Below are 22,393 nucleotides of genomic sequence, written 5' to 3' on the forward strand. Positions count from 1 at the left end.
ACGGTGCACAGCGTCGCCCCGATGTCTTCCCCGCGAGGTGGACCGAACACACCCCTGGACCGGGCTCTCTCAGTCCACTCCGCTTCTGTGCCTGCGATGGAACCACGAACTCCTGAGCGTTCCGGCGGGATGCCGATGACCTGGCTCGCGCCGGGAGTCGTGGCGCGGCGTGCGGGTCAGCTGACGGCGTGTTCGCTCTCCGGCTCGTGGACTGTGCTCGGTGCGGTCGGCGTGGAGCGTCGGCCGCGTGCGGTGACGACGATGCCGATCGCCGCCATCCCCAGGCACGCGCACACGATGACGGGGGACGACGCCTTGAGCATGGACAGCCCGGAGCCGGTCAGCAGCACCACGAGGGCCCAGCGCACCGCGGGTCCGGTGACGCGGGTGGAGGCGACGGCGCCCAGGACCACTCCGGGGATCGCGCCGATGAGCAGCGTGGCGGCCAGGCCGAGGTCGGCGTCCCCGATCAGCAGGTGTCCCAGTGCGGCGGCGGCCACCAGGGGGATGGCCTGGACGAGGTCCGTGCCCACGAGGTGGTTGGCCTTCAGGCGGGGGTGGGCCAGCATCAGCATGACGATGATGAGGGAGCCCGAACCCACCGAGGTCATGCCGACGATGACCCCGCCGACCAGGCCGATCAGCAGCGTCGCGACCGGCCGGACGGGCACGTGGGCGTCCTCGTCGGCGGTGGTGCCGCGCCGACGGTCCAGCCACAGACATACGAGCATGCCCGCGACGGCGAGCAGCAGCGCCGTACCGATGACGTACTTGACCCGCTGCTGCAGCGCGTCCCCGTCCCCGAACAACTGGAGCAGGAAGACCCCGCCGAACGCGGCCGGAACGGCGGTGGGCAGCAGCCAGCGCACGATGTCCCAGCGCACGGTGCCGGCCCGCTGGTGCACGAGCGCGCCGAACGGCTTCATGAACACGGAGGCGGCCAGGTCACTGCCGATCGCCGCAGTGGGGTTCACACCGAAGACCATCACCATGATCGGGGTCATCAGCGCCCCGCCGCCCATGCCGGTGAGTCCTACGGCGAACCCGACCAGGGCTCCGGCGACGACGATCGGAGCGGAGACATCCATGTCCACGACCGTAGACACCTTTCCTATGGGAAAGGTGTGGAAAGCGTCGTCCGATCTTCGCTCTCGACGCGTGACCTGCGAAGGTCACCAGTGGCTCTGGGAACCCGGATGTGCCCAGAATCGTTTTACGGATCCCACCATCACCAGAGGAGCACTGATCTTGTCCGCCAGATCGACGGACCCTTCGGGGCACAGTCCCCGACCATCCCGCCAGGTCTTTCCTGAATCCGGCACGCGACGGGATGGTGTTCGATGAGTGCCGCGACTGCTCTCCTGGGTCTGCTGGCCGTGTTCGTGCTGACCGCCGGCACCGGCTACTTCGTCGCCCAGGAGTTCGCCTACGTCTCCGCCAGCCGGCTCGCCCTCGTGCGTGAAGCCGAGGCGGGGGACAAGAAGGCCGCCCGCGCGCTGAAGGTGCTGGAGCGGCTGTCGTTCATGCTGTCCGGCGCGCAGCTCGGTATCACCGTGACCGGTCTGGTCGTCGGGTTCATCGCCGAGCCGAGCGTGTCCGCCCTGCTCAAGCCGGCCCTGTCCGGACTCGGCCTGCCCGACGCGGCCGTCAGCGTCATCTCCGTCGTCCTCGCCTTCGTCGGGGCCACGGTGGTGCAGATGGTGCTGGGCGAGCTGGCCCCGAAGAACCTCGCCATCGCCGTCCCGGAACGGCTGGCCAAGGCGCTGGCGCCCTCCACGCTCGCCTACCTCAAGTTCGTCGGTCCGGTCGTCCGCATCTTCGACGGAGCGGCGAACCGGCTGCTGCGCAAGATCGGCATCGAACCCGTCGAGGAGCTGCACCACGGCGCCACCCTGGAAGAACTCGGTCACCTCATCGGCGAGTCCCACGAACAGGGAGAGCTGCCCAAGGACACAGCCGAACTCCTCGACCATGCCCTGGAGTTCTCCGAGCGCACCCTCGACGAGGTGATGGTGCCGCGCGCCGACGCCGTCTTCGTGCGCAAGGACGCGAGCGCCGCGGAGGCGGTCGACCTCATCGCCAAGCACGGCCACTCCAACTACCCCGTCCTCGGCGACCACCCCGACGACATCACCGGCGTCCTGGGCGTGCGCGAGCTGATGCGACTGCCCGCCGACCGCCTCACGGTCACCACCGCCGGCGCCCTCGCCCGGCAGCCCCTGCTGCTGCCCGACACCCTGCCCCTGCCGGACGCTGTCGAGCAGATGCGCCGGCAGGACGACGAGTACGCCGTCGTCCTGGACGAACACGGCGGGGTGGCGGGCATCGTCACCTACGAGGACATCGCCGAGGAACTGGTCGGCGACATCGCCGACGAGTCAGACACGGTCACCGAACTCGCCGCCGCCGACGAGGACGGCTGGCTGGTGGACGCCGGCCGCCGCCTCGACGAGGTCGCCGAGGCCACCGGTATCGAGCTGCCCGAGGAGGACGACTACGACACCGTGGCCGGCCTGATCGTGGACCGACTCGGCCGCTTCCCGGCCATCGGTGACCAACTCGCCGTCGAGCTGCCCGACGGCGGCCGTGTGGTCATCGACGTACGCACTCTGGACCGTCACGTACCCGAGCGCGTACGGATCGAGCGGTTGGTCAAGCAAGGGGAGGAGCAGGCATGAGTTTCCCGATGGCACTCTTCGTCACCGTCCTGCTGCTGATCGGCAGCGGCTTCTTCGTCGCGGCCGAGTTCGCGCTGGTCGCCGCCAAGCGGCACCGCATGGAGAAGGCGGCGGCCGATGGCCAGCGCGGCGCCAAGGCCGCGCTGGCAGGCATGCGCGAGCTGTCCCTCATGCTGGCCGGCGCCCAACTCGGCATCACCATCTGCACGTTGGGCCTTGGCTCGGTGTCCAAGCCCGCGATCTCGCACGAACTCGACCCGCTGCTGCACAAGCTGGGCCTACCGAGCGGGCTGAGCTACGGCATCTCCTTCGCCGTGGCGATGACCGTCGTGGTGTTCCTGCACATGGTGGTCGGCGAGATGGCCCCCAAGTCCTGGGCCATCGCCCACCCCGAACGCTCCGCGATGCTCCTCTCCCCGCCCTTCCGCGGGGTGGTCAAGGTGGTCCGCCCGTTGCTGGGGGTGCTGAACAGGTTGAGCAATGCGCTGGTACGGCTGTGCCGGGTCACCCCGCGCGACGAGTTGGCCGAGGTCCACAACCGCGAGCAACTCACCCACCTCGTCGAGGAGTCGAAGCGCCTCGGCCTGATCAGCGAGACCGACTCGGAGCTGCTCACCAGCTCGCTCACCGAGCCGCAGAACCCGGTCGGCGCCCTTCAGGTGCCCGCCGGTCAGATCAACTCCGTGCCCGCGGACGCCGGCGTGGACGAGATCCTCGCCCTCGCCGCCGAGTACGACCGCAGCCGCCTGCTGGTGCGCGATGGCACGGGCATCGTCGGTTCCGTGCATGCCCGCGACGCGCTCATCGCCCGTACCCGCGGGCGCACGGTCACCGCCCGGGACCTTGCCCGTCCGATACCGGAGCTGACCGAACAGGACACGATCAGCCACGCCATCGAGCAACTCCGCCAGCGCAGGGCCTCCCTCGCGGTGGTCCGTGACGACACCGGCAACCTCACCGGCATGGTCACTCTCGACGACCTGCTCGCGCGCCTCCTGCATCCCCAGGCGGTATAACGACGGTGGTCCCGTCGGGCGTCTCAACTCTGGGCGTCGGACGGGAAGTTGGGGACAGGTCCTGACGACCGGCGCTAACAGTCCCTCACTACACTCACTCGATGAACAACATACGGTGCACTCAATGCGGTGCGGTGGGACTGGAGCCGGGCTTCGTCGAGGACTCCGGACAGGGCGCCCGCGGGTTCGCGCGGTGGATCGCAGGCCCCCTTCAGCGAGGCCCGCTTGGCAATGCGAAGAGGATGGGTCGACCGCGTTGGCAGATCGACGCCTTTCGTTGTCCGATCTGCGCACACCTTGAACTGTTCGCCGCCCAGCCGGACTAGCTGCGCGGTAGGCGAGTGATCACCAGCAGTCAATTGCCGGGCCGGCATGTCCCGACCTCAGGCATGCACTACGCCGTCAGGGGCGCCGGGAGTCGTCCTCCTTGAGCACCCTGGCCTCGCTCTTGAAGATCCGGGTCGCCTTGCCCGCCGAACGCGTCAGTTCCGGCAGCTTCTTGATGCCGAGGACGACTACGACGACGAGGAGGATCACGGCCAGTTCGTTCAAGCCGAACATCAGGTCTGCTTTCTCCCGGGGAACCAGGCCGCTACGACGGACCGGCCACACGCTGCAATCTACAGTGCTGTAGAAGTCTCTCCTGAGAGTGCGGAACGTGAGCTCTTGTCCGTTTCGTAGTTGAGGTTGGACAAGGGCCGCTGGTCACGGGCGCGGGATGGTCCTCAGGCGTCGGGGCGGGCGAACAAGCCGGTTTCGGGCTCGGTGAGGATGCCGCGGCTGACCAGGCGCTTCAGCTTGGCGCGGATGCCTTCGGTGTTCTTCGGGAGGATCGGCAGGTCGAGGGCCTGGCAGAGGTCGCGGGCGCGCATCGGCCTGCCCGCGTCGGCCAGGGCGGTGAGGATCTGCTGGTAGGCGGGGTGGCCCGGGATGTCGGGCCGGTCCGGCTCGTCGGCAGGTGAGGGCAGCGGGAGCGTGAGGAGGGTCTTGCGGGTGATCCGCAGGTTCTCGCTCTCCACCTCGATCTCGCCGAGCTGTCGGGTGATTTCCTCGATCCGGTCCCTCAACTGCCCCTCCTGCTCGCCCAGTTCGCGCTCGCGCGTCTCGATGTGGTCCAAGATGGCCGCGACCTGCGGGTTCTCGCTCATGCGGTCCTCCAGGAAGTGAGGGTGGCTCCAGTGAGGCGGCGGCTCATGACGGAGGTCATCGCCCAGAAAACGCGGGAGCGGGAGGAGGCGGGCCGGTGTTCGTAGTCGCGTACGAGACGGCGGTAGAACATCAAGATCCCGTTCGTCTGCTCCACGATCCACCGCTTGGCCTGCGGAACGAACCCGCGCTGGTCCGGGTTGCGTTCGACGATCTCGACGTCGATGCCCAGGTTCTTGCCGTGCTCGACGACCTTGTTCTTGAAGCCCTGGTCGACCAGGGCCTTGGTCACCGTGTCGCACTGGGCGGCGACGCCGTCCAGCAGCGCGATGCCGGCGGTGTTCTCGTGCGCGGATGCGGGCAGGACGGCGCAGTCGATGACGAGGCCCGATACAAATACGGCCAGGCATCTCTTCCTGCCCGGCACCCGTTTCGAGGCATCCTTGCCGGTCGTTGCGGCGGGGACGCCGACGGCGGCGTGGATGCTCTGGGTATCCAGGATCACCAGGCTCGGGTCGGCTAACCGCCGGTTCTTCTCCCGAAGTTGCCATCGGAGCAGATCGTGGATGGTCTGGTCGGTGCCGTCATCGCGCCACTTGTAGAAGTAGTACTTCACCGCGCTGGCGGGCGGCAGGTCGTGGGGCAGCAGCCCCCACTGGCAGCCGCTGCGGTTCTGGTACAAGATCGCGTTCACGATTTCCCGCATCTCGTATCCGCCCTGGTGGCCGCTGACCGACGGATGCGCGGCCTTCCACGCTGTGATCACGGGCTCGACCAGGGCCCACTGCTCGTCGGAAACGTCGCTCGAATACGGCTTGCGCATGCTCATGCCACAACCTAAGCGAACCCCGAACGCTTGACCGGCCGCGATACCCCAACCTCACACCATCGAGCGATCACAGACCGGACAGAAGATCACGTTCCGCACTCTCAGCGTGTGAACAGCCCCCTGTTGTCTGGGTGTTGGGCGGGGATGGCAAGTTGCCAGCAGCTTCCGGACTTCTGCCACGGTGAGGGGCGCGAGGGTGCAGTGATCGTTTCTTCGGTCCCTGGAGGGAGAGGTCCGCCGAAACCCGAGTCCGGCCCGCAGGGGAGCATAAGGGGCACCGAGAGATCCTGTTGGATGTGCGTGTGACGAGCACACCTGACGACCTCACCACGCGTTCCGCTGCCGCCGGCGGATGGCCGGGACTGCACCCGACGACGCAGGCGGCGTACAACCGCATTCTGTGGAACGGCGGGCTGTCCAAGAGCGAGGTGGCGAAAGAGCTCGGCCTCTCCCGCGCCCGGATGACGACGATCGCACGTGATCTCGAGGCCGCGGGGCTCGTCGTCGCAGGCGGCAGGGAACAGAGGGCCAGCACGGGACGTCCCGCGGACATGCTGCTTGCCAGGACCGATCTCTTCCACTTCCTCGGCGTACACATCCGTAGCGGCGAGCTCGTCGCCGCAGGGATCGATCTGACGAACAAAGTGGTCTGGGAGCGCCGGCAGCACGTGGGCGAGCTCAGCGCATCAGTGATCGGCGCGCACTGCCGCAACTGGCTGGACGAGGCGAGGGCGGGCGGATTGCGTGTGGCCGCCCTCGCTGTATGCGGTTCCACGGAGCGGCTCGAGGGGGCCGCGGAGGGACTTGGTCTCCACACCGCGGTCCCCGAGACCGCCCGCTCAGCGTGGGAGCGGGAGTTCGGTGTCCCCGTGTGGATCGAGGACGACGTCGTGGCACTCACCGCGTTCGAGCAATGGCCGCGCCTGGCGGAGGGCGAGGACAGCATGGTGCTGATCTCGCTCGGGCGGGAGATCGGGTTCGGCCTGGTGACCGACCGCAAGATCATCCTCGGTGCGCATCGCAGGGCGGGCAGGTTCTCGCATGTCCAGGTCGCATCCGCCGGTGCACGGTGTCCTCGTGGTCACCTCGGTTGCCTCTGGGCGGAGAGCTCCACGACTTCGATCGTGAACGATGTCGATGGCACCCGGACGCTCGGTGAGGTCCTCGATCGCGCCCTCGCGGGCGATGGGCCCGCTCACGAGCGGCTGGCGCGCGCCGCGCGCGGAATCGGTACGGCGACCGGGCACATCCTGAATCTGCTCGACCCGGACAAGGTGATCCTTACGGGCGACGGCCCTTCGATCGTCGACTCGTTCATGGAGGACTTCGAGGAAGGTATGCGCACGGTGTACACCGCGCCGGAGCAGCCGGTCATCGAGGTCACGGTGTTCGGTCTGCCCGCTTGGGCGCGGGCGGCAGCGGGCCTTGCCCTCTACCGACGGCTGGCCGAGTCCGGCCGCTGATCACACGGGCGAGCAGGGTTTGTTATCTCTATTGACAAACTCTTGCGGGGCGGGCGATGCTCATCGCGCCCTCGTTCGGGACGAGAGCGCGATGCGCAGTCTCGCGACGGGCCGATCCCGTTCCGAAACAAGGGAAATTCATGCGCACCAGGAAACCCCGCAACATCCTGGCTGCGGCAACTGTCACAGCCGTTACCGCACTTCTCGTTCCTTCCTGTTCCTTCGGCAGCACCTCCGACGACGGCAGGGTCACCCTCCAGTTCTGGTCGTGGGCGCCCGGGAGCGACAAGGAAGTCGCGGAGTTCAACCGGACGCATCCAGGCATCAAGGTCGTCCACACCGACGCAGGCGGCGGCGACACGTCTGCCGCCAAACTCCTCGCCGCGGTCCGTGCGGGCAATGCGCCCGACCTCGCGACCGTGGAGAACACATCTCTGCCTCGCATGATCGTCAGTGGCGTGGCGAAGGACATCACCGCATACGTCTCGGACGTGAAGAACAAGTACGCGCCCGGCTCATGGGCGCAGACGACCTTCAGCGACAAGACCTACGCACTGCCGCAGGATGTCGGCCCCATGGCGCTGGTCTACCGGAAGGACGTCTTCGACAGGTACGGGGTCGCCGCGCCCCGCACGTGGGCGGACTTCCGTAAGGCGGCCGCCACGATCAAGGCGCAGAACCCCAAGCTCACCATCGCCTCGCTGGCCCCCGACGGATGGGGCTATTACGCCTCCATTGCGGCGCAGGCCGGCGACGACTGGTGGTCGATCGACGGGGACAAGTGGAACGTCGACATCGACGGCGACAACTCCCGCAAGGTGATGGAGTTCTTCGAGGGCATGTACAAGGACGGGCTTATCGCGGCCGATCCCCAACTGACGCCCGCCTACAACCAGAAGCTGAACGACGGCACAATGCTGTCCTGGCCCTCGGCCGTCTGGGCTCCCGGTGTCGTCTACGGTGTGGCACCGAAGACCGCGGGCAAGTGGGCTCTCGCCCCGCTTCCCCGGTGGAACGCGAATGACCCGACCGTCTCCTTCCAGGGCGGTTCCTCGGTCGCGATCACCGCCCACTCCGAACACCCCAAGGAAGCCGCCGAGTTCGCGAAGTGGCTCAACGCCTCGGACGCGGGCGCACGGATGGTGCTCAACGTACAGAACGCCTATCCCGCGGCCCTGTCGGGACAGAGAGCCGCCACGTCGCAGAAGCCCCCGGCACTCATGCCGCAGCAGGCCGACTACTACAAGGTCGCCGCCGGCATCGCCAAGCACACCCGCCCCGTGACCTGGGGGCCGAACACGAACGTCGCGGCCGCCGCATTCACGGACGCGATGAACTCCGCCATCCGCAACGGCACGTCATGGGCGCACGTCCTGACCGTCACGCAGAAGGCCGTTGTGGACGACCTGAAGAAGCAGGGCTTCGACCTCAAGAACGGCTAGGCCCCGTCCGGTCCTTCGATGAGCCCCTGAGTCCCTGAGCCGCGAGCCGGGGTCGAGCGCAAAGCGTCAGAGAGGTGTTCCGCATGACCGACACCGTCACGTCCGAAAGGGCAGCCGGTTCGAAGCTCGGAGGCGCGTCGCCGCCACCGCCCCACCACCGCGGCCGCCTTCGCCCCCGCCGCGGGAGCATCGCGCCGTACCTGTTCAGCGCACCCGCGATGGTGCTGTACGCCGTCTTCACAGTGATCCCCCTGGTGTACGCAATCGGTACCAGCCTCTTCGCCGAGCGACGGATCGGCGGCGGTGCCCTCGGTACTCCGTCCACGGTGTTCGTCTGGTTCGACAACTACACCTCGGTCTTCGACGACTCCCGGCTGCTCGACGGCCTCGGACGCCTCGCGATCTACGGAATGGTCGCCGTGCCGCTGACCCTGGGCCTGGCCCTGCTGCTCGCGCTGCTCCTCGACACCCCGGGCGTGAGACTGCGGAGTCTCGGACGTACGGCGATCTTCATCCCGTACGCCGTGCCCGGTGTGGTGGCCGCGCTGATGTGGGGGTTCATGTATCTGGCAGGCACGAGCCCGTTCTCGTACGCCACCCGGTCGTTCGGCTGGGGTGACATCCAGTTCCTCGGACAGAGCGGGATCTACGCCTCAATGGCCAACATCACCGTCTGGGGCGGCGTCGGGTTCAACATGCTCGTCATCTATACGGCGCTGCGCGGCATCCCCCACGAATTGCTCGAAGCGGCCCGCATGGACGGGGCGAACGAGATCCAGATCGCCCTGCGCATCAAGGTGCCGCTGGTCGGTCCCGCGCTGATACTGACGGCGATCTTCGCGCTCCTCGGATCGCTCCAGCTCTACGGCGAGCCCCTGATGCTCAAGCCGTTGACCAACACCATCTCCGACTCATGGGTTCCGCTGATGTCGATCTACCAGGACGCGTTCGTACTGGGCAATCTCCATGACGCGGCGGCGGCATCGATCGTCCTCGCCCTCGGCACCGCGGTCGTCTCTCTCATGGTCCTCGCCATGGTCCGTGTCTCGACGAAGCGGGGGATGCGATGAGCACCGTCGGTGAAGCGTCGCGCGAGCGGACGAAGATCGTCCCCACGCTCATCATGCTGGCGGGCGCGCTCTATTGCCTCCTCCCCGTGGCCTGGGTGTTCATCGCAGCCAGCAAGGCTCCGGGCGAACTGTTCAACTCCTTCACACTCGCTCCCGGCTCCGGTCTGCTGCACAACCTCGGCGACCTCTTCTCGTACGACGACGGCGCCTACGGCAGATGGGCGTTGAACTCGCTGCTCTACGCGGGCGTCGGCGGTCTCCTGTCGACGCTTGTGTCGGCCTCCGCGGGCTACGCCATGGCCAAGTTCCCGTTCCGCGGGGGGCGGATCTTCTTCGTCGCAATCCTCGCGGGACTGCTCATACCCGGCATCACCCTCGCCGTGCCGCAGTACCTGCTGATGTCCGACCTGAAACTCGCCGGCACGCAGTGGTCGGTGTTGCTTCCGAGCATCATCAGCCCATTCGGTATCTACCTGTGCCGGGTGTACGCCACGGGCACCATCGCGACCGAGATGCTCGAGGCGGCCCGGATCGACGGCGCGAGCGAGTGGCGGATCTTCCGCAGCGTTGTGCTCCCCGTCATGGTGCCCGGGATGGTGACGGTGTTCCTGCTGCAGTTCGTGGGCATCTGGAACAACTTCCTGCTGCCCTACCTCATGCTCTCCGACACCAAGTCCTTCCCCCTCACCGTCGGGCTCAACTCTCTGCTGCAGCGCGGCGCGGGTTCACCTTCCCTCTACACGCTGGCCATCGTCGGCGCCGCGCTCGCGATCATCCCTCTTATTGCCCTGGTGCTGTTCCTGCAACGGTTCTGGCGCCTCGACCTCATCGCTGGAGGAGTCAAAGGATGACCTGGTCCCACGCTGACAACGACTGGCCCACACGCGGGCTGAGCTTCGGAGCCGACTACAACCCCGAACAGTGGGACAAGGAGGTGTGGAAGGACGACGTACGCCTGATGACGCAGGCCGGCGTCAACCTCGTCTCGCTCGGCATCTTCTCCTGGGGGCTTGTCGAAGTGGCTGACGGCGAGTTCGACTGGGAGTGGATGGACGAGATCGTCGACCTCCTCGCGGACAACGGCATCGCGGTCGACCTCGCCACCCCGACAGCAGCACCCCCCGGCTGGCTTCTTGCGGCCCACCCCGAAGTCTCTCCCCTCGACCACGACATGCGGCCGCGCTGGCCCGGTTCCCGGCTCGGCTGGTGCCCGAGTAATCCGGTCTTCCGTACGTACGCGCTCCGTATCGCCCGTGCGTTGGCCGAACGCTACGGTCACCGCGATCATGTGGTGATGTGGCATGTCAGCAACGAGCTGGGAGGCGGCAACGGCCGCTGCTACTGCGACACGTCAGCGGCGGCTTTCCGTACCTGGCTGGAGAACAAGTACGGGACGCTCGATGCCCTCAACAAAGCCTGGGGCACCGCCTTTTGGGGCCATACGTACCGCGACTTCGCATACATCCTGCCGCCGCGCGGCAACGAGTCGAAGAACCCGGCCCTCGTGCTCGACTTCGACCGCTTCTCATCGGACGAACTACTGGCGCACTACCTCGCCGAGCGCGAGGTGCTCAAGTCCGTCACGCCCGACCTCCCCGTCACGACGAACTTCATGGTCGGCGCCGAGCCCGACTGCGTCGACTACCCGCGGTGGGCGCGGCACATGGACATCGTCGCGAACGATCACTACACCCGCTCGTCCGACCCGCTGCCCGAGCAGGACGTCGCTTTCTCCGGTGACCGTATGCGGGCTATGACGACAGAGCGCCGCCCGTGGATGCTCCTGGAACATTCGACCAGTGCCGTGAGTTGGCAACCACGGAACCGCGCCAAGACAGCGGGCGAGTTGATCCGCAACAGCCTCAGCCACGTGGGACACGGCTCCGACGGAATCCTGTTCTTCCAATGGCGTGCCTCCGCCTCCGGCGCGGAGCAGTTCCACTCGGCGATGGTCCCGCACGCCGGGGAGAACACCGATCTCTACCGCGACGTGTGCACGCTGGGCCGGCACCTGCAGACGCTTGCCCCGGTCATGGGGTCGCGTGCTCCCCAGGCGCGTGTCGGCATCCTCTTCGACGACGAGGCCGGATGGGCGATGACCGGGGGCGTCAAACCGAACAACCACCTCTCCTACGGCCGGATTGTCCGGGACTGGCATGCGGCGTTCTGGCGGCTGAACGAGAGCATCGAGGTGCTCCCGCCCTGGTCGGACTTCACCGGGTACGAAGTACTCGTGGTGCCGGGGCTCTTCCTGACCGACGACGAGACGGCGGCACGCGTGAAGGGCTTCGCCGAGGCGGGTGGCACAGTCGTGGTCAGCTACCTCTCGGGGATCGTGGACGAGCACGACCGGGTGCGGCTCGGCGGATACCCCGGCGCGTTCCGGGAGCTCCTGGGCGCGTGGTGCGAGGAGTTCCGGCCACTTCAGGAGGGGGAGACGTTCACCCTCGACAACGGGTGGACCGGAGCGGAGTGGACCGAACTCGTCCACGCGGAGGAAGCCGAGGTGATCGCCCGGTACGTGGGGGGCCACCTCGGTGGACGCCCTGCGATCACCTCGCGTGCACTGGAGGCAGGAGGCCGCGCGGTCTACGTATCGGCCGGCCTCGACAGCGACGCGGTGCTCGCACTGGCGCGCTCGCTGGTCCGGCCCACCAGCATGGCGAACCTGCCGAACGGGGTTGAAGTACTGGTGCGCCGCAACGACGACGAGACCTTCACCTTCTTCGTCAACCACTCCGGCAACGATGCGGTTGTCGAGGCGCACGGCCAGGAAATGCTCACCGACGAACCCGTCAGCGGAGATCTGCACATTCCGGCCGGCGGAGTACGGGTGGTGAGGTCGGGAGCCGTGGGCTGAGCGCGGATTCACCGAGGGGATTGCGGTGAGCGTTTCGAGGGAGGGATCGGGGCGCAGAGGCGGCTGCGGCGCAAGAGCTCCCTGCCGCGGCGACGGTTGCCGGCAGCTGGGGGTCCGTATACGCCTCTACGCCACCGTGCGTGCCGCGTATGCCTGTGAGGCTCGGAAAGTCATCGCTGCAGTTCAAGCGGCATGTCGGTACTCGTTGATTGCTCCGCGGAGGATCCGGGTGCGCAAGAGCTTGCGGGGCTCGAAACCATCCAGGACTACTGGCTGTTCCTGGGCCTCGGGCGGTCGTTGATCGCGGGATCGGTGCGGCCGATGTCTGCTGTAGTGGTCCTGGTACTCGGCGAGGACCTGCCGGGCGTGGGCCTCGTGCAGGAGCAGAACGTGGTCGAGTGCCTCGCGGCGGATCGTGCCGATCACTCGCTCGCAGTGGGCGTTCATGCGCGGTGCCTGGGGTGCGCTGAGCAGTACGTCCATGCCTTCGACTTCGAAGACGGCGTCGAAGGAGCCGGTGTACTTGCTGTCGCGGTCGTGGTCGCGGAGCACGATGCGCAGCGACTCGACGCGGCTGCCCAGGTCAGAGGACCGCGTCGACGACCCTGCCGCGCCCGCCGAACAGACTCGTCCCGCCGATCACCGCAGCGCCGACCGCCAGCAGAAGCACATTGCTGCCACCGGTGTTGGGGTCCACCGAGTTGCCGCGCGAGGCGGCGATGATGCCGCCGACCGCGGCCAGGGACGAGCAGATGACGAACGCGGAGATACGGATGGCCGCCACGTTGATGCCGGCCCGGCGGGCCGCCTCGGCGTTGCCGCCGACTGCATAGATGTGCAGACCGAAAGAGGTGCGCTGGAGCAGGAAGGTACCCGCGACGAGCAGGACGGCGATGACGGGCACGACGATCGGTACACCCTTGAGCGAGTCGACGATGACGTTGCGGCTGCGCTGCTGGTTGAGCAGGTGGACGGCGATTGCGCCGAGCACCGCCAGCCCGCCGATCCTTACGGCGAGCAGGGTGAACGGAGCGGTGACGAGCCCGCGCTGCCGCCGGTTGCGGTTCTGCCGCAACTGTGTCGCGGCGTACACCGCGACAGCGGCAGCGAGCAGCACCCAACCCAGCGCGGGGGAGAGGTTGTTGTTGGCGACGGCCAGGATCGTCCGATCCTGGATGGATATGTTCGTGCCTTCCTTGAGCAGCATCAGCACGGTTCCCTGGAACCCCAGAAAGGCGGCCAGGGTGACCACGAAGGAGGGGATGCCGACCTTCGCCACCAGCAGGCCGAGCAGCAAGCCGATCACCGTGCCGGTGAGAATCGCAGCGGCGGCCGCGCCGTACCAGGGCCATCCGTGATCGGTGAGCAAGATGGCCAGGACGGCGGCGCAGACTCCGCTGGCGTACCCGGCGGACAGGTCGATCTCGCCGAGGAGGAGCACGAAGACGAGCCCCATGGCGATGGCGATGCTGCCCGCGCCCTGGGTGAGCAGGTTGGCGAAGTTCAGCTCGGACAGGAAGACCGGGCGCAGGGCAGCGAAGAACACACACAGGACGATCAGGCCGAGGACAGCGGGAAGGGCGCCCAACTCGCCCCCACGTACGCGTTCGACGTATAGACGGGCGACGGAACGCAGACTCTTGACCCCGGCGGTTCCGTTCTTCTTCGATCCACCGCGGTCGCCCGGCTTTTCGTGCGCGGCGGCGGCGGTCATACGGTGTCTCCGTTGCTGTGTGCGAGGCCGAGGTTCCCGCTGCGGCCTGCGGTGATGAGCTCGACGACCTGGGAGTACGTGACGTTCGACGTGCTGACCTGGGCGGCCATGCGGCCCAGGTAGAGGGCGGCGATCCGGTCGGACACCGCGAAGACGTCGTTCATGTTGTGTGAGATCAGGACCACGGCGAGGCCGTTGTCTGCCAGTCGCCGGACCAGTTCGAGGACCTGCGCCGTCTGGGCGACACCGAGTGCAGCGGTCGGCTCGTCGAGGACGACCACCTTGCTGTTCCACAGAACGGCCTTGGCGATGGCCACGGTCTGCCGCTGGCCGCCGGAGAGACTGGAGACCTGCTGGCGGATGGACTTGAGAGTGCGGAACGTGATCTTCTGTCCGGTCTGTGATCGCTCGATGGTGTGAGGTTGGGGTATCGCGGCCGGTCAAGCGTTCGGGGTTCGCTTAGGTTGTGGCATGAGCATGCGCAAGCCGTATTCGAGCGACGTTTCCGACGAGCAGTGGGCCCTGGTCGAGCCCGTGATCACAGCGTGGAAGGCCGCGCATCCGTCGGTCAGCGGCCACCAGGGCGGATACGAGATGCGGGAAATCGTGAACGCGATCTTGTACCAGAACCGCAGCGGCTGCCAGTGGGGGCTGCTGCCCCACGACCTGCCGCCCGCCAGCGCGGTGAAGTACTACTTCTACAAGTGGCGCGATGACGGCACCGACCAGACCATCCACGATCTGCTCCGATGGCAACTTCGGGAGAAGAACCGGCGGTTAGCCGACCCGAGCCTGGTGATCCTGGATACCCAGAGCATCCACGCCGCCGTCGGCGTCCCCGCCGCAACGACCGGCAAGGATGCCTCGAAACGGGTGCCGGGCAGGAAGAGATGCCTGGCCGTATTTGTATCGGGCCTCGTCATCGACTGCGCCGTCCTGCCCGCATCCGCGCACGAGAACACCGCCGGCATCGCGCTGCTGGACGGCGTCGCCGCCCAGTGCGACACGGTGACCAAGGCCCTGGTCGACCAGGGCTTCAAGAACAAGGTCGTCGAGCACGGCAAGAACCTGGGCATCGACGTCGAGATCGTCGAACGCAACCCGGACCAGCGCGGGTTCGTTCCGCAGGCCAAGCGGTGGATCGTGGAGCAGACGAACGGGATCTTGATGTTCTACCGCCGTCTCGTACGCGACTACGAACACCGGCCCGCCTCCTCCCGCTCCCGCGTTTTCTGGGCGATGACCTCCGTCATGAGCCGCCGCCTCACTGGAGCCACCCTCACTTCCTGGAGGACCGCATGAGCGAGAACCCGCAGGTCGCGGCCATCTTGGACCACATCGAGACGCGCGAGCGCGAACTGGGCGAGCAGGAGGGGCAGTTGAGGGACCGGATCGAGGAAATCACCCGACAGCTCGGCGAGATCGAGGTGGAGAGCGAGAACCTGCGGATCACCCGCAAGACCCTCCTCACGCTCCCGCTGCCCTCACCTGCCGACGAGCCGGACCGGCCCGACATCCCGGGCCACCCCGCCTACCAGCAGATCCTCACCGCCCTGGCCGACGCGGGCAGGCCGATGCGCGCCCGCGACCTCTGCCAGGCCCTCGACCTGCCGATCCTCCCGAAGAACACCGAAGGCATCCGCGCCAAGCTGAAGCGCCTGGTCAGCCGCGGCATCCTCACCGAGCCCGAAACCGGCTTGTTCGCCCGCCCCGACGCCTGAGGACCATCCCGCGCCCGTGACCAGCGGCCCTTGTCCAACCTCAACTACGAAACGGACAAGAGCTCACGTTCCGCACTCTGAAGTGTGATCGCTCAACCACCCAGCCTTCCGGCCCAGTTGGTGGGGCGTGAGCCTGTGCGAGGGAGCGGAGACAGCAGGATGCAAGACCAGCGCAACGACGGAACCGAGGCGACACCCCGACCCGCCCGCGAGGAACTGGCGCGCCGCTGCCGCACCGTCACCGAGGCCCGCTGGTTCGCCCTTGGCGTCTTCGCCGTCATCCTTGCCAACGCCGCGCTGCTGGGCATCGAGACGTACCCGGGGCTGGCCGCCGACTGGCATCACTGGTTACGCCTGGCCGAGCACGCCTGCCTGGCCGCCTTCACCGTCGAGATCCTGCTCCGCCTGGCCGCCCACGCCGACCGCCCCCGGGACTTCGCCAAGGACCCCTGGAACCTCTTCGACCTGGCCGTAGTCCTGTGCGCCTTCCTGCCTGTCGTACGCGAGAACACCACCGTGCTACGACTGTTGCGCCTCGCCCGCGTCCTGCGCACCGCGCGCTTCCTGCCCCAGCTGCGGGTCGTGCTGGTCGCCGTCGCCCGCAGCCTGCCCGGCACGCTGAGCTTTCTGCTCGTCGGTGGGCTGGTGCTGTACGTCTACGCCATGGTCGGCTGGGTCTTCTTCGGCCGCCATGACCCCGAGCACTACGGCTCCATCGGGCGCGCGGTCCTCACCCTGTTCCTGCTGATGACCCTGGACGGCATCGGTGACGCCGTCCACGCCGGCCTGGAGATCTCCCGCTGGAGCCTGGTCTATTACGCCTCATACGTGCTGCTCGCCTCCTTCGTCCTGGTCAACGTCCTGATCGGCGTGGTTCTCACGTCCCTGGACGATGCCCGTGAGACGGAGCGGGACGAGCCGCAGCGACAGGATCCGCCGGCGTCGGAGGACGAGGGCCGCCGACTGCTGCTGGAACGCATTGCCACGGCCCGCCGGGCGCTGGACGACCTCGAACAGGACCTCGTTCAGTCGGCGGTGCGGAATGTGGATGCGGATGTGGGAGAGGTCACCGGCGGAAACGGCGACAGTTGCTATATTGCGCAATCATCCAGCCCGAGAGGTGCGCCCTGACGTACGGGTTGGCTCTCTGCCGTCTCAACGTCGCGCCGGCGGTTGGTGTCGGCGGCAGCGTAGGGCGTGGTGGATGAGCGACCCGTGGGGCGAGACATCCGGCCGTGCGGCCACGCGAGATCGCTCCACCGTGCCGCACCAACGCGGAGCGGACGGAGCGTCGGCCCACCGGCCGCCGGGCGGAAGGGCTGCCGCCCGCCAAGCCGCACGACCCAAGGGGCGCCAGTCGGGCCGCCGGGCGAAACCCGTGGCCCGGCGCAAACGGCTGGCCCGCATAGCCCTGATCACCGTGTCGGCGTTGATCCTGGTCACCGCAGGAGCCGGAGCCTGGCTGTGGCAGCACCTCAACGGCAACATCAAGAGCGTCGCGATCGACGACGGCGCCGGCGGCAAGGAGAAGGCCGACGCCTTCGGCCGCACCCCGATCAACATCCTGGTGATCGGTTCGGACGGGCGGAACAACGCCGCCGACTGCAAACTGGGCGGCGGCTGCGGCTCCGCGAGTTCGACGGTCGGGCACAACGCGGACGTGGAGATGGTGGTGCACGTCTCCGCCGACCGCTCGAACGCCACCGTGATGAGCGTCCCGCGCGACACCATGACCCAGGTCCCCGCCTGCAAGGACCCGGACAGCAGCCAGTCCACGTCCGGCTACTACGGCCAGATCAACAGCGCCCTGCAGTACGGCCCGGCCTGCCAGGTCAAGACCGTGCACGACCTCACCGGCATCACCGTCGACCACTTCGTGATGCTCGACTTCTCCGGCGTGGTCAAGATGTCCGACGCCGTGGGCGGGGTGTCGGTGTGCGTCAGCGACAACGTCTACGACACCTACTCGCACCTCAAGCTCGCCAAGGGCACCCACACCCTCAAGGGCGAGGCCGCGCTGGAGTTCGTGCGCTCCCGGCAACGGTCGGTCAGGCGCACCGAACCGCCCGGCTCCGACCGTGTGCCGCGACCAACGGGCTCCACCCAAGTGGCGTTGAAGAGCTGAGAAGTTGAGAGGTTCTGCGTCGCGTCATCCGGTCCTCCCGCCCCGGCGGGTGTCGACGCGCATCCACTCCTCCTCCCATTGCCTCACGCGTCGCCGCTCCAGCCCGGCGCGGGCGAGATGAGCGCCGCCGAACACGAATCCGGCCGCGCCCGCCGCGGCCAGCGCGCCCGTCCAGTCCGCCTGGAACTCCGCGTCCCCGGGCGTGAGCGGCTTCGACACGAGTTGCCCCTGCCGATCGGTCCAGATCATGACCGGGGTGCCCTTCGGTGTGTCGGGTCGTACCTCCGTGCGGCCGGTGTGTGATGAACCGTCTGGAGCGGTCCAGCGCACGCCGGCCCATACGTGGCTGTCGTCCAGGGCCTGTGCCGACGTGCTGCCGGCTGCCTTCTGGGTCAGGACCGCCGTGATCGGGCGGCGTTCCGTCCGCTGCTGGTCGAGCCCTCGGTTCACCGCGTCCGCTGTCGTCAACCCTGCGAGGAGGCTCCCGGCCAGAGCTATCAGCCATGCCGTGAGCACGATCCAGGCTTCGATGAGGTCGCTGCGGCGCCTGAGCGGACTCCGGCGCCAGCGCCAGGTCCAAAGCCTGCCGACTCGGGTACCTGTCATGGTCGACACCCCCTCGTGCGTACCGCCGCTCCCACCCCCGTTTCCCATCCCAGTGTCCTCCCACGGACGTCCTGGAGCATGCCACGTCTGGGGCGGCTGGTGCGCGAGTGGTCCGCTTATCGCACCTGTTACATGGGTTTGGACTCATCTTTGCATCATGCAAATTGTGATGACGGGGTCGTGCGACTGACGATCTGCCGTCTCTGCGGGCATTCCGGGGGATGCGGGAAATGAGTGATCTTGGTAGGCGTCGACGTGTCCGTCGTTTCACGGTCGGCGCGGTGGCGGTGCTCGCGCTGACCGGTATGAACGGGCCGTGGCTGTACCGCTTCGGGAGCGAGAAGTACCACCAACACGCGATCAACAGACCCGAGTACAAGGCGAAGAACGGGCACTGGGACTTGGTGAACGTCCCGAAGGAGTTCCGGCAGAACACGATCCACGGGGCCCTGCTGCAGACCGGCTGGTACATGCTCTTCGTGACCGACGCCCAGGGCGCCCCGTCCAAGGCACTGGGGTGCGACCGTGAGAACGCCGGTGCCGCCTGCCCGAATCGCCCTCAGAGCTCCTGAGCGGGCCAGTCCAGCAGACGGGCACCGATCACCGCGGTCTGGAGCATGTAGCGGTGGGCGGGGTCGGCCGGGTCGGCACCGGTGAGCTTGTGGATGCGTTCCAGACGGTATGTCAGAGCGCGCACGCTCAGCGTCAGGCGGCGGGCGGCCTCGGCGGCCACACAGCCGGAATCGAAATAGGTGGTGAGAGTGTCGAGGAGCGGTTCGGCGCCGCCGCGGGCCGTGGTGAGTGGTCCGAGGGTGTCGAGGACGAGGTCGGCCATCGCCTGCCGGTCGCGGGTCAGCACCGGGTAGACGAGAAGGTCGGCGGCGCGCAGCACCGGCCCTTCGAGGCCGAGACGCTCGGCCAGGTCGAGGGCGTTCAGTGCCTCCTCGTACGACTGCACGACCCCGCCGGCGCCCGGTTGCGGACGTCCGACGGCGACGCGACAGCCGTCGGTGGCGGCGTACACCTGCTTGGCGAAGTGGGCGAGGACCTCGTCCTGGTGGCCGGGGGCGACACACAGCAGGCGGCCGTCCTTGGTGGTGAGCAGGATGCTGCGGTCGCCGAAGCGGGCCATGAGCGCGCGCTCCACCTGCCGGGGCACCTGGTCGCCCTCGTCGTAGGCGGCCGGCCCCTGGGCGACGGCGACCGCATGGGCGTGGGACAGACGCAGACCGAAGCGCTCGGCGCGTTCAGCGAGGCGGCCCAGGTCGCTGCGGCCGTACAGGAGGTCGTCGATGAACTCCCGCCGGGCCGCCTCCTCCTGTCTTACGGCGAGTCGCTGGGCGCGTTCGTAGCCCTCGGCGAAGGCGTCTATCGCCTGCTCTACGGCGGCGAGTGCGATGTCGGTCGAGCCGGAGGCGCGGGGCCAGGCGAGGCGCGCGGCGGCCAGGTGTGCGCTGACGAGGTCGCGCAGCCCGTGGCCGGCGTCGGCGGCCTGTTCCCCCAGGGTGCGCCGGGACTCGATCTCCTCCCGGGTGAGGCGCCGGCCGGTGGCCGAGACCCCGGTGAGGATCTCGGCGTAGCCGTCCAGGTAGTGGTCGGGAATCCTTCGGTTCGTCATGTGGCCCCCGCGATCTTGATGCATCGGTGATGGTTTCTTAGCGGCTCACCGGCATGCAGACCTTAGTGAATGCTGCCGGGAACCGGCAATGCGAGGGCGGGGCTCGGCCGTGCAGCATGGTGTGCGGGGAGCACTGCGGATGGCTCCGGTGCCAGTCACCGGCAGACGGTGCCGGGCCGGAACCCGGAGGGGAGCGGTGCCCCGTCGGAGTACGAGGCGAGCGGGGGAGGGGCCGGCGATGCGGATCTTCGTGGAAGCCGCCACGGGCCTGCCCATGATCCTGTTCACCGCCGCCCTGCTGGTGGCCGTGTGCTTCTGGCTGCTTCTCGCCGTCGGACTCGTGGCCCTGGACAGCTTCGACGCGGACGCCGATCTGGACGCCTCGGGCATGGGCGGAGTGCCGGTGGCGGTCGTGATCACTCTGCTCACGGTGCTCGCTTGGGTCCTCGGCGTCGGTGCGACCGCTCTCCTGGCCGTCCTCGCGCCGCCGGGAGCGATCGGCTGGGGGCTGCGTCTGGTGGTGGCAGTCGGTGCGCCGCTCATCGCCTGGCGGCTGACCCGCCGGTGCGTGCGGCGGCTGAGCCGTCACTTCCCTGACGAACGCGGGCCGTCCCGGCCGACGGCGCACCACGACGCCGCCTGAGCCATAGCCCACCTGCACCGGGGCCACGTCCGCGTGCCTCGCACGTCAACTCTCCTCATGCCTAAGGACGTATGCCGTGAACGCCACTGACCTGGACGCCTGGGATGCAGCGGGATGGGAGGAGCGGTGATGGCCTACTACCTCGCGCCGCTTGCCGCCGCCCTGGTGATTGTGGCGTTCGGTACGGCCGTGCTGGTTCGCGGGGACCGACGGCGGATGCGGGCTAGTCCGCAGGACGTACGTCCTGAGCCGTCGGTTGTATCGTGCTCGTACGACCAGCCTGCCGTTGCGGTGGACGACCGGACAGGCCGGCTGTCGGTGCATCGAGCGTGAGACAGGAGCCGAGCGTGCGCGCGCGTGACCTGGCGGTGGAGTACGAAACGGTCGGCCTTGACAGCGACGCTCTGGACGCCGCGCGGCTGATGGCCGAACAGCGGCTCCCCGCGCTGCTGGTGGTCGACGAACGGGGAGCGCCGAAGGCGATCCTGCCCGCCTCCCAGATGGTCAAGATCCTGGTGCCGGCCTATGTCGTCGAGGACCCGACCCTCGCGGCGGTGGTCGATGAGCGCCATGCCGACCGGCTGTGCGAGGCACTGGCGGGCCGTAAGGTGCGCGACTGCCTGTCGAAGACCACGCCACCGCCCGCCGTCGCCGCGCCCGACGACACCGCCCTGGAAGTCGCCGCTCAGATGGCCCAGGTGCGCAGCCCGCTGGTGGCCGTCGTGGAGAAGAACGGAGCGGGCGTGCGTCTGCTCGGCGTGATCACCGCTTCCCATCTGCTGGAACGGCTGCTCGCCGCCGCTTCCTGCTGACTTCCGGGGTCAGAGCTCGTCCCGGTCCGAGTCGGTACGGATGTCGATGAGGCGAGCCAGGCCCAATTGGGTGAGCGTGGTCCGGGCGCGGGCATTCGCGTGCGTCACGGTCACCAGGGTGCCGTGTGGGCGTGGCGCCCGCAGTGCCCGGAAGAACGCCGCGCCCCCGTCGTTGCTGAGGTAGGTCACTTGGCCGAGATCGACTTCGAGGACACCGGGACGGGCGTCGAGGGACTCCCGCAGGCGTTCGCCGACTTTTTTCGCGTTGCGGGAGGTGATTTCCCCCGCGAGGCGTAGAACGACGTGGTCCCCGTCGGAGATCACGCTGACGGTCGGGTGCCGCAGGGCGTTCCGTAGGCGGTGTCCGACCTCCCGTAGGCGGTGGCGCTCGTGAGGTCCGTGACCTGCGGGGGAGTGCGGCATGCGGGGCTCCGAGGGCAGAGGAGGGCCGATCGCCGACCAGACTTCCCGGCACACCTGATCGTCAGCATAGGCGTACGTTCCGTGGGCAGCCACGCGGGTGGGGGTGTCCGACAAGAAGGGCGGCACCATCCGGCGCGCCTTGCTCCTTGCCGGAAACCGGCAAGACCGTGCATCCTGCGGTGCCTGGCAACGGCCTGTTAAAGACGCGTCAAGAACCGGTAAGGTTT

The 22,393-nt window shown here is 68.0% G+C and carries 23 protein-coding genes and 2 pseudogenes; 15 read left to right on the forward strand and 10 right to left on the reverse strand.

What is annotated here, in order from left to right; genetic code table 11:
• Positions 1-176: 176 nt before the first annotated feature.
• The gene (locus tag OG496_RS43120) at positions 177-1,088 is read right to left on the reverse strand and encodes a sulfite exporter TauE/SafE family protein (RefSeq protein ID WP_329552194.1); all 912 of its coding nucleotides are present in this window, start codon (positions 1,086-1,088) and stop codon (positions 177-179) included.
• Between the two features lie 252 nt (positions 1,089-1,340).
• Here OG496_RS43120 and OG496_RS43125 point away from each other — a divergent pair, with 252 nt between their 5' ends.
• Positions 1,341-2,678: a hemolysin family protein gene (locus OG496_RS43125; RefSeq protein WP_329552193.1), complete on the forward strand. Its 1,338-nt coding sequence runs from the start codon at positions 1,341-1,343 to the stop codon at positions 2,676-2,678.
• The gene (locus OG496_RS43130) at positions 2,675-3,694 is read left to right on the forward strand and encodes a hemolysin family protein (protein ID WP_405974726.1); all 1,020 of its coding nucleotides are present in this window, start codon (positions 2,675-2,677) and stop codon (positions 3,692-3,694) included. Before OG496_RS43125 ends, OG496_RS43130 begins: the two co-directional genes overlap by 4 nt.
• Before the next feature lie 402 nt (positions 3,695-4,096).
• Here the strand turns inward: OG496_RS43130 and OG496_RS43135 are convergent, their stop codons facing one another.
• The 3 genes from OG496_RS43135 to OG496_RS43145 all read right to left on the reverse strand — a co-directional run bounded on the left by OG496_RS43135 (position 4,097) and on the right by OG496_RS43145 (position 5,669).
• Positions 4,097-4,255, reverse strand: coding sequence for a twin-arginine translocase TatA/TatE family subunit (locus OG496_RS43135; RefSeq protein ID WP_329552190.1), 159 nt, complete (start codon positions 4,253-4,255; stop codon positions 4,097-4,099).
• Between the two features lie 164 nt (positions 4,256-4,419).
• Positions 4,420-4,842, reverse strand: coding sequence for a hypothetical protein (locus OG496_RS43140; protein ID WP_405974727.1), 423 nt, complete (start codon positions 4,840-4,842; stop codon positions 4,420-4,422).
• Positions 4,839-5,669: an IS5 family transposase gene (locus OG496_RS43145; RefSeq protein WP_405974728.1), complete on the reverse strand. Its 831-nt coding sequence runs from the start codon at positions 5,667-5,669 to the stop codon at positions 4,839-4,841. Before OG496_RS43145 ends, OG496_RS43140 begins: the two co-directional genes overlap by 4 nt.
• A gap of 302 nt (positions 5,670-5,971) precedes the next feature.
• On the opposite strand from OG496_RS43145, the gene OG496_RS43150 reads away from it, so the two are divergent.
• From OG496_RS43150 to OG496_RS43170, 5 genes are all read left to right on the forward strand, one after another.
• The gene (locus OG496_RS43150; protein WP_405974729.1) at positions 5,972-7,132 is read left to right on the forward strand and encodes an ROK family protein; all 1,161 of its coding nucleotides are present in this window, start codon (positions 5,972-5,974) and stop codon (positions 7,130-7,132) included.
• 140 nt (positions 7,133-7,272) lie between these two features.
• The gene (locus OG496_RS43155; protein WP_405974730.1) at positions 7,273-8,574 is read left to right on the forward strand and encodes an ABC transporter substrate-binding protein; all 1,302 of its coding nucleotides are present in this window, start codon (positions 7,273-7,275) and stop codon (positions 8,572-8,574) included.
• 83 nt (positions 8,575-8,657) lie between these two features.
• Positions 8,658-9,644, forward strand: a complete 987-nt coding sequence (locus OG496_RS43160) for a carbohydrate ABC transporter permease (RefSeq protein ID WP_405974731.1) — start codon at positions 8,658-8,660, stop codon at positions 9,642-9,644.
• Positions 9,641-10,495 (forward strand): carbohydrate ABC transporter permease, encoded by an 855-nt coding sequence (locus OG496_RS43165; RefSeq protein ID WP_405974732.1) that lies wholly within the window; start codon positions 9,641-9,643, stop codon positions 10,493-10,495. Before OG496_RS43160 ends, OG496_RS43165 begins: the two co-directional genes overlap by 4 nt.
• The gene (locus tag OG496_RS43170; RefSeq protein WP_405974733.1) at positions 10,492-12,504 is read left to right on the forward strand and encodes a beta-galactosidase; all 2,013 of its coding nucleotides are present in this window, start codon (positions 10,492-10,494) and stop codon (positions 12,502-12,504) included. Before OG496_RS43165 ends, OG496_RS43170 begins: the two co-directional genes overlap by 4 nt.
• A 183-nt stretch (positions 12,505-12,687) precedes the next feature.
• Here OG496_RS43170 and OG496_RS43175 read toward each other — a convergent pair whose 3' ends face one another.
• The 3 genes from OG496_RS43175 to OG496_RS43185 are packed head-to-tail and all read right to left on the reverse strand — an operon-like array spanning position 12,688 to position 14,535.
• Positions 12,688-13,056 carry an integrase core domain-containing protein gene (locus OG496_RS43175; protein WP_405974734.1) on the reverse strand — a complete coding sequence of 123 codons (369 nt, stop codon included), beginning with the start codon at positions 13,054-13,056 and terminating at the stop codon, positions 12,688-12,690.
• 31 nt (positions 13,057-13,087) lie between these two features.
• Positions 13,088-14,218: a sugar ABC transporter permease gene (locus OG496_RS43180; RefSeq protein ID WP_405974735.1), complete on the reverse strand. Its 1,131-nt coding sequence runs from the start codon at positions 14,216-14,218 to the stop codon at positions 13,088-13,090.
• Positions 14,215-14,535: a hypothetical protein gene (locus tag OG496_RS43185; protein WP_405974736.1), complete on the reverse strand. Its 321-nt coding sequence runs from the start codon at positions 14,533-14,535 to the stop codon at positions 14,215-14,217. The genes OG496_RS43180 and OG496_RS43185 overlap by 4 nt, the downstream gene beginning before the upstream one ends.
• Positions 14,536-14,689: 154 nt before the next feature.
• On the opposite strand from OG496_RS43185, the gene OG496_RS43190 reads away from it, so the two are divergent.
• The 4 genes and pseudogenes from OG496_RS43190 to OG496_RS43205 form a co-directional block, all read left to right on the forward strand.
• On the forward strand, positions 14,690-15,520 hold the full coding sequence (locus OG496_RS43190) for an IS5 family transposase (protein ID WP_405974728.1): 831 nt from the start codon (positions 14,690-14,692) through the stop codon (positions 15,518-15,520).
• Positions 15,517-15,939, forward strand: a complete 423-nt coding sequence (locus OG496_RS43195) for a hypothetical protein (RefSeq protein ID WP_405974727.1) — start codon at positions 15,517-15,519, stop codon at positions 15,937-15,939. The genes OG496_RS43190 and OG496_RS43195 overlap by 4 nt, the downstream gene beginning before the upstream one ends.
• A gap of 159 nt (positions 15,940-16,098) precedes the next feature.
• Positions 16,099-17,070 (forward strand): ion transporter, encoded by a 972-nt coding sequence (locus OG496_RS43200; RefSeq protein ID WP_405974737.1) that lies wholly within the window; start codon positions 16,099-16,101, stop codon positions 17,068-17,070.
• 73 nt (positions 17,071-17,143) lie between these two features.
• Positions 17,144-17,977, forward strand: a pseudogene (locus tag OG496_RS43205) (LCP family protein); the annotation flags it as partial.
• 111 nt (positions 17,978-18,088) lie between these two features.
• Here OG496_RS43205 and OG496_RS43210 read toward each other — a convergent pair.
• The gene (locus OG496_RS43210; protein WP_405974738.1) at positions 18,089-18,670 is read right to left on the reverse strand and encodes a hypothetical protein; all 582 of its coding nucleotides are present in this window, start codon (positions 18,668-18,670) and stop codon (positions 18,089-18,091) included.
• Between the two features lie 230 nt (positions 18,671-18,900).
• On the opposite strand from OG496_RS43210, the pseudogene OG496_RS43215 reads away from it, so the two are divergent.
• Positions 18,901-19,146: pseudogene (locus OG496_RS43215) on the forward strand (galactose oxidase); the annotation flags it as partial.
• An 83-nt stretch (positions 19,147-19,229) separates the two neighbouring features.
• On the opposite strand, the gene OG496_RS43220 reads toward OG496_RS43215, so the two are convergent.
• Entirely contained in the window at positions 19,230-20,288 is a 1,059-nt protein-coding gene (locus OG496_RS43220) for a PucR family transcriptional regulator (protein WP_405974739.1), read from the reverse strand.
• Between the two features lie 238 nt (positions 20,289-20,526).
• Between OG496_RS43220 and OG496_RS43225 the strand changes: the two genes are divergently transcribed.
• From OG496_RS43225 to OG496_RS43235, 3 genes are all read left to right on the forward strand, one after another.
• Positions 20,527-20,931: a hypothetical protein gene (locus OG496_RS43225; protein ID WP_405974740.1), complete on the forward strand. Its 405-nt coding sequence runs from the start codon at positions 20,527-20,529 to the stop codon at positions 20,929-20,931.
• 129 nt (positions 20,932-21,060) lie between these two features.
• Entirely contained in the window at positions 21,061-21,264 is a 204-nt protein-coding gene (locus OG496_RS43230; RefSeq protein WP_405951471.1) for a hypothetical protein, read from the forward strand.
• Positions 21,265-21,278: 14 nt separating this feature from the next.
• Entirely contained in the window at positions 21,279-21,743 is a 465-nt protein-coding gene (locus OG496_RS43235) for a CBS domain-containing protein (protein WP_405951472.1), read from the forward strand.
• Positions 21,744-21,752: 9 nt separating this feature from the next.
• Here OG496_RS43235 and OG496_RS43240 read toward each other — a convergent pair whose 3' ends face one another.
• A complete protein-coding gene (locus OG496_RS43240) occupies positions 21,753-22,166 on the reverse strand; it encodes an STAS domain-containing protein (protein ID WP_405951473.1) in 414 nt (137 codons plus the stop codon).
• Between the last annotated feature and the right edge of the window lie 227 nt (positions 22,167-22,393).

Origin of the sequence: Streptomyces sp. NBC_00988, from assembly GCF_045162645.1 — a bacterium.
Classification (GTDB): Bacteria; Actinomycetota; Actinomycetes; order Streptomycetales; family Streptomycetaceae; genus Streptomyces.

Excerpts from the sequence above, each read along its gene's own strand:
- OG496_RS43120 (WP_329552194.1), bottom strand. The coding sequence starts at position 1,088 with ATGGATGTCTCCGCTCCGATCGTCGTCGCCGGAGCCCTGGTCGGGTTC.
- OG496_RS43125 (WP_329552193.1), top strand. The coding sequence starts at position 1,341 with ATGAGTGCCGCGACTGCTCTCCTGGGTCTGCTGGCCGTGTTCGTGCTG.
- OG496_RS43130 (WP_405974726.1), top strand. The coding sequence starts at position 2,675 with ATGAGTTTCCCGATGGCACTCTTCGTCACCGTCCTGCTGCTGATCGGC.
- OG496_RS43135 (WP_329552190.1), bottom strand. The coding sequence starts at position 4,255 with ATGTTCGGCTTGAACGAACTGGCCGTGATCCTCCTCGTCGTCGTAGTC.
- OG496_RS43140 (WP_405974727.1), bottom strand. The coding sequence starts at position 4,842 with ATGAGCGAGAACCCGCAGGTCGCGGCCATCTTGGACCACATCGAGACG.
- OG496_RS43145 (WP_405974728.1), bottom strand. The coding sequence starts at position 5,669 with ATGAGCATGCGCAAGCCGTATTCGAGCGACGTTTCCGACGAGCAGTGG.
- OG496_RS43155 (WP_405974730.1), top strand. The coding sequence starts at position 7,273 with ATGCGCACCAGGAAACCCCGCAACATCCTGGCTGCGGCAACTGTCACA.
- OG496_RS43160 (WP_405974731.1), top strand. The coding sequence starts at position 8,658 with ATGACCGACACCGTCACGTCCGAAAGGGCAGCCGGTTCGAAGCTCGGA.
- OG496_RS43165 (WP_405974732.1), top strand. The coding sequence starts at position 9,641 with ATGAGCACCGTCGGTGAAGCGTCGCGCGAGCGGACGAAGATCGTCCCC.
- OG496_RS43170 (WP_405974733.1), top strand. The coding sequence starts at position 10,492 with ATGACCTGGTCCCACGCTGACAACGACTGGCCCACACGCGGGCTGAGC.
- OG496_RS43180 (WP_405974735.1), bottom strand. The coding sequence starts at position 14,218 with ATGACCGCCGCCGCCGCGCACGAAAAGCCGGGCGACCGCGGTGGATCG.
- OG496_RS43190 (WP_405974728.1), top strand. The coding sequence starts at position 14,690 with ATGAGCATGCGCAAGCCGTATTCGAGCGACGTTTCCGACGAGCAGTGG.
- OG496_RS43195 (WP_405974727.1), top strand. The coding sequence starts at position 15,517 with ATGAGCGAGAACCCGCAGGTCGCGGCCATCTTGGACCACATCGAGACG.
- OG496_RS43200 (WP_405974737.1), top strand. The coding sequence starts at position 16,099 with ATGCAAGACCAGCGCAACGACGGAACCGAGGCGACACCCCGACCCGCC.
- OG496_RS43210 (WP_405974738.1), bottom strand. The coding sequence starts at position 18,670 with ATGACAGGTACCCGAGTCGGCAGGCTTTGGACCTGGCGCTGGCGCCGG.
- OG496_RS43220 (WP_405974739.1), bottom strand. The coding sequence starts at position 20,288 with ATGACGAACCGAAGGATTCCCGACCACTACCTGGACGGCTACGCCGAG.
- OG496_RS43225 (WP_405974740.1), top strand. The coding sequence starts at position 20,527 with ATGCGGATCTTCGTGGAAGCCGCCACGGGCCTGCCCATGATCCTGTTC.
- OG496_RS43230 (WP_405951471.1), top strand. The coding sequence starts at position 21,061 with ATGGCCTACTACCTCGCGCCGCTTGCCGCCGCCCTGGTGATTGTGGCG.
- OG496_RS43240 (WP_405951473.1), bottom strand. The coding sequence starts at position 22,166 with ATGCCGCACTCCCCCGCAGGTCACGGACCTCACGAGCGCCACCGCCTA.